At 59.5% G+C, this 7,403-nt stretch carries 8 protein-coding genes; 3 read left to right on the top strand and 5 right to left on the bottom strand.

All coding sequences use genetic code 11. The features are described 5' to 3' along the window. Positions 1-42: 42 nt before the first annotated feature. Positions 43-450 carry a serine kinase/phosphatase gene (locus tag IAI51_RS08655; protein WP_187678076.1) on the bottom strand — a complete coding sequence of 136 codons (408 nt, stop codon included), beginning with the start codon at positions 448-450 and terminating at the stop codon, positions 43-45. Positions 451-591: 141 nt separating this feature from the next. On the opposite strand from IAI51_RS08655, the gene can reads away from it, so the two are divergent. Continuing rightward, positions 592-1,236: a carbonate dehydratase gene (can, locus tag IAI51_RS08650; protein ID WP_187678075.1), complete on the top strand. Its 645-nt coding sequence runs from the start codon at positions 592-594 to the stop codon at positions 1,234-1,236. Between the two features lie 21 nt (positions 1,237-1,257). Here the strand turns inward: can and IAI51_RS08645 are convergent, their stop codons facing one another. From IAI51_RS08645 to IAI51_RS08635, 3 genes are all read right to left on the bottom strand, one after another. Then, positions 1,258-1,782 carry an SET domain-containing protein-lysine N-methyltransferase gene (locus tag IAI51_RS08645; RefSeq protein WP_187678074.1) on the bottom strand — a complete coding sequence of 175 codons (525 nt, stop codon included), beginning with the start codon at positions 1,780-1,782 and terminating at the stop codon, positions 1,258-1,260. Positions 1,783-1,961: 179 nt separating this feature from the next. Continuing rightward, positions 1,962-3,134 carry a hypothetical protein gene (locus IAI51_RS08640; RefSeq protein ID WP_187678073.1) on the bottom strand — a complete coding sequence of 391 codons (1,173 nt, stop codon included), beginning with the start codon at positions 3,132-3,134 and terminating at the stop codon, positions 1,962-1,964. A 119-nt stretch (positions 3,135-3,253) separates the two neighbouring features. Then, positions 3,254-4,954, bottom strand: a complete 1,701-nt coding sequence (locus tag IAI51_RS08635) for an acid phosphatase (protein WP_187678072.1) — start codon at positions 4,952-4,954, stop codon at positions 3,254-3,256. Positions 4,955-5,101: 147 nt separating this feature from the next. Here IAI51_RS08635 and IAI51_RS08630 point away from each other — a divergent pair, with 147 nt between their 5' ends. After that, the gene (locus tag IAI51_RS08630; protein ID WP_187678071.1) at positions 5,102-5,392 is read left to right on the top strand and encodes a nucleotidyltransferase family protein; all 291 of its coding nucleotides are present in this window, start codon (positions 5,102-5,104) and stop codon (positions 5,390-5,392) included. Continuing rightward, entirely contained in the window at positions 5,389-5,733 is a 345-nt protein-coding gene (locus IAI51_RS08625; protein WP_187678070.1) for a DUF86 domain-containing protein, read from the top strand. The genes IAI51_RS08630 and IAI51_RS08625 overlap by 4 nt, the downstream gene beginning before the upstream one ends. A 35-nt stretch (positions 5,734-5,768) precedes the next feature. Here IAI51_RS08625 and IAI51_RS08620 read toward each other — a convergent pair whose 3' ends face one another. Next, complete coding sequence (locus IAI51_RS08620; protein ID WP_187678069.1) at positions 5,769-7,187, bottom strand: short-chain fatty acid transporter; 1,419 nt, start codon at positions 7,185-7,187, stop codon at positions 5,769-5,771. Between the last annotated feature and the right edge of the window lie 216 nt (positions 7,188-7,403).

The following is a 7,403-nucleotide window of genomic DNA, read 5'->3' as shown; positions in this document are numbered from 1 at the left end:
GCCTGCGGCAGCTCCTACAGGGGATTGCATGATGGCGGGTGATCAGCGGTTGCCATCAATCGGATCGCGCCGCGCCAGTTCCGCCTCATCCAGGCCGTTACCGCCGCCGATGTCATCTTCATCGACCACGCTCAAATCCCAATCCGCCGGATTGTTTTCACCCGCTTCTGCGGCATCCCGGGCACCATCTTCATGAATCAGCGTTTCCGGGCTCATGTCGTCGTCGGTCGGCTCATGGTCGCTGACTGACGCTCCCGTCATGCCCGCCTCACGCACGCGTTCCTCTGGCATCAGTTGTTTGCGCTCACGCTCGGGCAATTCATCGCCAATTTTTGCGCTGGGCTGTTCGTCTTCGTCGAAGTCCAGTTCGCGCATCGAACCCATGCGGTCTTCGTTATCATCGATGGGCTCCGGTTGCACCGCATCGTAAGGGCGTCGTGAATCAGTCATGGCAATTCCTCATACTGTGGGCCTTACTTGGGTGGACACACCCGGCACGCGAGAATTCCAATCAAAACACTTGCGATCCTTTCGTGACCCCGACGGACGGTTGTCTGTCAAAGCTGCGCATCTTTCTTGAGGCCTTACAGCATGCATGACTTACAAGACCTGATTGATAACAACGAGCGTTGGGCTGACGCGATCACCAAGGAAGACCCGGATTTCTTCGCCAAACTGGCTCGCCAGCAAACCCCCGAATATCTATGGATCGGCTGCTCCGACGCGCGGGTGCCGGCCAACGAAATCGTCGGCATGCTGCCGGGAGATCTGTTCGTTCACCGCAACGTCGCCAACGTGGTCCTGCACACCGACCTCAACTGCCTGTCGGTGATCCAGTACGCGGTCGATGTGCTCAAGGTCAAACATATCCTCGTCACCGGCCACTACGGCTGTGGCGGCGTGCGGGCGTCGATGCAGGATCGTCAGTTCGGCCTGATCGACGGCTGGCTGCGTTCGATCCGCGATCTGTACTACGAAAAACGTGAAGAGCTGGCCAAGCTGCCAACCGAAGAGGAACAGGTCGACCGACTGTGCGAGCTCAACGTCATCCAGCAAGTGGCCAACGTCGCCCACACCAGCATCATCCAGAACGCCTGGCATCGCGGGCAGAGCCTGTCGATCCACGGTTGCATCTATGGCATCAAGGACGGTCGCTGGAAAAGCCTGAACACGACCATCAGCGGTTTCGAACAGTTGCCGCCGCAATACCGTTTGCGTCCGGTCGGTGAGTTGTAACCCGGATTTTTCAGGGGCTGTTCAACGTGAGCATTGCCGGTGCCAGCGCTGCAGAAAGTGCTGGCCCTCAATGCTCGGTGGTTCGTTGTAACCGGTGATCCACCCTCGGCAACGCGAAGACCCGCAACCGCAGGCAAACTGGCGCAGCAGTTTGTCTTCGGTGGCGGCGTAATCCATGGTCAGGCGCTCGCCCCTGTGGATATCTTTCAACGCCCACAGCCATAGTTCGCTCATGTCGAGAAACACATTTGGGTCGCAGGCGTGTTCGAGCAATCCGCAAAAGCGCGGATCGTAGATATGAATGCCGGTCAGCAATTGGCGGGTCTGTCGACAGCGATAGGGCAGCAATTGCCCCGAAACCCGGCACATCCGGCTGGTATGCAGAAACTCACGGCGCGCGGCAACCGCCACAGGGTTGCCGTGTTGATCGTGGATGACTTCGAAGTCGGCGCTGGATGGAAACCCGAGGCGCACCGGCAGTCCGGCGAAGGGGTAGATGCCTTCGGTATCGCGTGGAGCGGATCCAGCAACGGCATGGGTATTCATAACAATCCTTGTCGCAAGGGGCTGCGACTTCCTTGGTTGACGTCCTGTCAACACGGTGACACGTTTCTTTGGATCCAATCTATTCGTATAGGTATAGCCGGTCTACTGTCAGATCTGACAGTCGAGATAGACGCTTTCCCGCGTCAGTCATGACTGACACAGGAATCACGTCTGCTCGATTACAGATGTGGAGCGGGAACCGCAGCGGCTGGCAGCGGGGCTTTGAGCTGTTGCAGTTGCGCCTTGATCGGCGTGGTCGTGCACTTGGCAGCGGCGTCTTCCGGCTTCAGGTTGCGGATCGAGGTGTAGAACAGCTCGCAGGTTTTAACCTTTTGCGTCACCTGCCAGGTCTGGGTGCAGCTGTTGAGCGTGGCTTGCGGATCACTTCCCGGTTTGCTGCCCATCCCGGCCTGCCAGCAGGCGGCGCTCAAATCCTGCCCCATCACTTTCAAACCAGCAGCATCGGCTTTGGCCTGCGCATCGTCGCCGGTGTAGCTCTTGGGGTCGGCGGCGTACCAGATGTAACTCGGGTGGTTCGAACCGAGCACCGGCACGTTCACGCCTGTGCTCGGGCTGATGGTCGCCAGGCCCAGAACATTCACGGTCGGCCCGTATTGCTGCTTGATCCAGTTCCGCACGGGGGCGCCGAAAGCCACCATCGGCAGCGTCGTGCCCTTGGCGGTCTGGCTGAACTGTTTGACCAGTGTGGTCTGGTAGTCCTTGAAGTAGTCATAGACGCCTTCCAGATCGCTGCCGGCGTTGGACGGCGCGGCAATCGGGGCGATGTCGATAATGGTCTGGTAAGCAGGTGTCTGCTCGGCAGGGATGCCATTGACCGTCAACAGCGTTGCCCAGCGGTCGGTGGTGTTCGAACGCAGATAATCCTGAGCCTGAGTCAGTGAGTAATCCGGCGGGAAGTGCAACAGCTCGACGCTTTTGCGATTTTCCAGGGCCATGCCCAGTGGCAGGAACAGATACCAGCTATAGGCCCATTTGCCGTCGGCATTGAGTTTGCTCGCGCCGGTATAAGCCAGATCACCGGCATCGAGCAGGGCGGACAGCGGTTTGTCGTACCCCTCAGGCACGCCGCTGATTTCGGCGTAAATCTGGCCGTTATCGTTCTTCACCAGCACCTTGGCATCGGTGTAACCATCGCGCTGCACGCTCTGGCTCAGATAATGGGCGACGGTCTGCTCCAGCGACCAATTGCGAAAGCAGATCACGCTGCAATTGTTGGGATAGGCGAAGAGGCGGGTGACGCGCTCGGTGCTGCCCAGTTTCAGGTCGACATCGGCGTGGGCGGCCGCGCTCAGTGTGAGCGCGGCGAGGGTAAGTCCTGCGAATTTGAACATGCTCAGATCCTTTTCAGCGTGGTTTCCCCCGATTGTTGGGGCGCTTCATATTGGATCAGCGCTGTGACACAGAGAAGCCATCATTCGCAGATTTTTACGCTGCGCCGCAGGACTCGCTCTCAGACCTGAAAATGCAGGGCGTTGGTCAAATCCCCCATGGGTTTCTGGCCTCTTGCGGTCATTGCATCATCGCGCTGCTTGAGGCCGTCGAGGGTCTCCAGCTGGAACACTCGGGTGATCAGGCGCAGGATCGATGCCGTATCGTAGACCGTGTGATCCACCGTGCCCTTGCGTGCGAATGGCGACACCACCAAGGCCGGCACGCGTGAGCCCGGCCCCCAGCGGTCGCCCTTGGGCGGTGCAACGTGATCCCACCAGCCGCCGTTCTCGTCCACCGTGACGATCACCACCATGTTTTTCCATTGCGGACTTTCGCGCAGCACCTTCAGCGCACGCACAATGTGCCGGTCACCTGACGCCACGTCGGCATAACCGGCGTGCATGTTCAGGTTGCCCTGGGGTTTGTAGAAACTCACGGCGGGCAGCTTGCCGGCCTCGGCATCGGCGAAGAACTTGTTGGTGCTCGACTCGTCACCCAACCCGGCATCGCGCAGGCGTTTGTTGCGCTCGGCTGGATTCTCCGGGCCTTGCTGCTTGAAGTAGTTGAACGGCTGGTGGTGATACTGAAAGTTTGGGATCTTCGGAATGCCACCGGAATCCTTGTACTGCTCCAGCGTCGCCTGCCACGCCCCGGCGTACCACGCCCAGTCGACGTTCTTCTTCGACAGCTTGTCGCCGATGTGCTCGTGGGTCTGCGGCACCAACACGTTGGGCAGATCGGGTTTCGAGTACGCCGGACGCTCCGGGTCGCGAATCCACGTTGGCCAGTAGGGAGGGGCGAGAGTGTTGACCGCGAAACCGTCCGGCGTCAGCGCACTCGGGCCAAACTGCGGCGGGCCGGTCATGGCACTGGCGGGTGATTGCGCCAGCGGTTTGAGCCTTGGATCGGCCGGGTCATCGCTTTGCAGCGCAGCGATTTGGCTTTTGGCCACCGAATTGGCAGCGTCCGGGTAAAACGGCGCGGTGGCGCTGATCAGGTATTGATGGTTGAGGAACGAGCCACCGAAGGCGCCCTGGAAGAAGTTGTCGCACAGCACGAATTCCTGCGCGACGTCCCACAAACGCAGGGAATAGCGACTCTGTGCGTAGTGGCCCATGGTCAAGCCGCCGGAATCGGCCCACGCGACAAAACCATCGTTCTTGCCGCCATTGATCTGCATCTGGTTCTGATAGAACACGTGCCATAAATCGCGGGTAACCAGACCAAACGGCAAGTCTTCGCCATTCGGGCCTTTGAGAGCGAACGGTGCGTTGGGCAGGTTTTCCTGAAACTGCGTGGCGCCGGGATAGGTTACGCCATCGAGGGTTTGCGGACCGATCTGCAAGACACCACCCCAGGCTGGCGGCAGAGTTTGCAGCAGGCTGCCGTCGCGGTCGCGTTGTTGATAGTCGGCAGGTTTTAGCGCTGACAGCGGTTTCTCGACACCGGGGAAATCACCGAACAGGTTATTGAAGCTGCGGTTCTCGGCGTAGATCACCACCACGGTTTTCACCTGATCGCGCAGCGCCTTGTCCAACTCGGCCGCAGACAATGGGCGCTCGGCCGGTTGGCCGGATTGATCGCCCGCGTTGCTGCAACCCGCCAGTGTTGCGCCGACACCGAGTACCGCAACGCCGCCGAGAAAGCGGCGGCGACTGGTGTCGGTGGGTTTATCAGATTCTGGCGAGGAGGGGTCTTTAGCGTCTGTATCGTCGTTCATGTCGCGCCCGTTTTTGCTTAAATGTTTCAGTATGTTTCTGGCGGACGCTAGCAAGGGAATGTGACGGTGGGGTTACAAATGGCGCGGTGTCTACCGCGCATCGGCACTGCTAGACTGCTGCGATATTGAAACCGGCTACGGTGAACCATGAAGCCTTCCATTGCTCTTGATTTGCAACGAACTGCCGTCCGTGAAGTGGTCGGCAGATTTCGCGTGACCAACCCCCGAGTCTTTGGCTCTGCGGTGCTGGGGACTGATATGGAAGGCAGTGATCTTGATCTCTTGGTCGATCCACTGCCCGGGGCCACCTTGTTTGATCTCGGCGGACTTCAGGTCGAACTTGAGGATCTGCTCGGCGTTACTGTTGATTTGCTGACGCCGGGAGACCTGCCGTTGAAGTTTCGTCAGCAGGTTCTTGATCAGGCCCGTCCCGTATGATCGAGAACCGGCTCGGCGATTACCTTGAGCACATGCGCCAAGCTGCGAGTGATGCGCTGATCTTTGTCGAAGGCCTGAGCAAACAAGAGTTCATCGACGACAAGCGTACCCAGCAAGCGGTCATCATGAGCCTGGTTATCATTGGCGAGGCGGCTACGAAGGTAATGGATCGTTATCCTGAGTTCACCGCCCGGAATTCTCAGGTGCCATGGCGTGCCATGCGCGGAATGCGCAACCGGATTGCGCACGGTTATTTCGATATCAACCTGGATGTGGTGTGGGAAACAGTCCAGGTCGCATTGCCCGAACTTTTGAAGGTCCTTCCTGCTGAGCAAAACTGATTGCACCTGCCCTTAGGCAGGTGCAATCCAATCATTTACGGCATCACCGGCGGCGTATACGCCAATGTCGTCCCCAGCGCCCAAAGCAACAGCAGCACCAGCGGCGTGTGCACCAGCAATTGCACGAACGAGAAGCCGATCAGATCTCGCGCCTTCAGACCGAGCACGCCCAGCAGCGGCAGCATGTAGAACGGGTTGATCAGGTTCGGCAGTGCTTCGGCGGCGTTGTAGATCTGCACCGCCCAGCCGAGGTGATACTGCAAATCGTTGGCCACTTGCATCACGTAAGGCGCTTCGATGATCCACTTGCCGCCGCCGGACGGGATGAAGAAGCCGAGAATCGCCGAGTACACGCCCATCAACAACGCATAGGTATCGTGAGAGGCGATGCTCACGAAAAACGTCGAGATGTGATGCGCCAGGGTTTGCGCATCGGCGCCTTTGACCGTGGTCATCAGCGCGGCAATCGAGCCGTACAGCGGGAACTGAATCAGCACGCCCGTAGTGGTCGGCACCGCTCGCGCAACCGCGTCCAGGAAGCTGCGCGGACGCCAGTGCAGCAATGCGCCGAGCATGATGAACAGGAAGTTGTAGGTGTTCAGCCCGGAGATCGCGGTGATCGCCGGTTTAGTCGAGAACTCGTGGAACAGCCATCCCGCCGCCAGCAGCACCAGCACGATGATCAGCAGCGGACTGTGTTCCAGCCATTCACCCGGCCGGGTGCGTGGTTGCAGCGGAGGCAGGTTAAAGGCCGGGTCGATGCCGCAGGCCTCGGCGTCGCGCGCGGAGTTCGGCCCGGGGGCGGTGGCGTAGGCGATGATGATCGAAATCACGATCAGCGCCAGCAGCATCACGCCGGACTGCCAGAGGAAAATGGTTTCGGTGAAGGGAATAACGCCAGTGATCGACAGGATCGATGGCGGCAGGCTGGCGGGGTTGGCCTGCAACTGCGCAGCCGACGACGACAAGCCCAGCGCCCACACCGCGCCAAGACCCAGATAGGCAGCGGCCCCGGCGGCACGGTAGTCCATTTTCAGATCGGTGCGGCGGGCGAGGGCGCGCACCAGCAAACCGCCGAACACCAGCGATAGACCCCAGTTGAGCAGCGACGCGACCATCGAGATCAAGGCAACCCAGGCCACGGCGGAGCGACCGTTTTTCGGGATGCGTGCCAGGCGATCAATCAGTTTCACGGCGGGGGGCGAGCTGGCGACAACGTAGCCGCCTATCACCACGAAAGCCATCTGCATGGTGAACGGAATCAGGCTCCAGAAGCCATCACCGAACGCCATCGCGGCAGCGGTGGGCTTGGCGCCCATGGCCAGCGTGGCCACTGCCACGATGATCACGGCCAGCGCGGCGAATACCCAGGAGTCGGGAAACCAGCGTTCGGCAAAACTTGAACAGCGCAGGGCAAAGCGTGCGGAGCGGCTATCTTCGATATCAACGGCCACGGGAGTACCTCGGATTTTTTATGGTTATTTTTGGTCCCTTGGGGCTGCCATCCCTATCAGTCAAACCAGATAACCCCTGTGGATATGACTGTCAGAGCTTTGCGTACCCTCAGGACAGGCATAAACAGTAAATCAACCGCCGCCGTTTTGTGAGCAGGTTTTGCCAAACCATGACGATGGTCTAACGGGTTGTCCATCCGCCCATTTGCGTAGACC

The organism is Pseudomonas sp. N40(2020) (genome assembly GCF_014472415.1).
GTDB lineage: Bacteria > Pseudomonadota > Gammaproteobacteria > Pseudomonadales > Pseudomonadaceae > Aquipseudomonas.
The sequence above is the reverse complement of the archived record's forward strand: the minus strand, read 5'-3'. Positions and strand labels throughout refer to the sequence as shown.

Coding starts and splice junctions, on each gene's coding strand:
- IAI51_RS08655 (WP_187678076.1), bottom strand. CDS start 450: ATGACTGATTCACGACGCCCTTACGATGCGGTGCAACCGGAGCCCATC.
- can (WP_187678075.1), top strand. CDS start 592: ATGCATGACTTACAAGACCTGATTGATAACAACGAGCGTTGGGCTGAC.
- IAI51_RS08645 (WP_187678074.1), bottom strand. CDS start 1,782: ATGAATACCCATGCCGTTGCTGGATCCGCTCCACGCGATACCGAAGGC.
- IAI51_RS08640 (WP_187678073.1), bottom strand. CDS start 3,134: ATGTTCAAATTCGCAGGACTTACCCTCGCCGCGCTCACACTGAGCGCG.
- IAI51_RS08635 (WP_187678072.1), bottom strand. CDS start 4,954: ATGAACGACGATACAGACGCTAAAGACCCCTCCTCGCCAGAATCTGAT.
- IAI51_RS08630 (WP_187678071.1), top strand. CDS start 5,102: ATGAAGCCTTCCATTGCTCTTGATTTGCAACGAACTGCCGTCCGTGAA.
- IAI51_RS08625 (WP_187678070.1), top strand. CDS start 5,389: ATGATCGAGAACCGGCTCGGCGATTACCTTGAGCACATGCGCCAAGCT.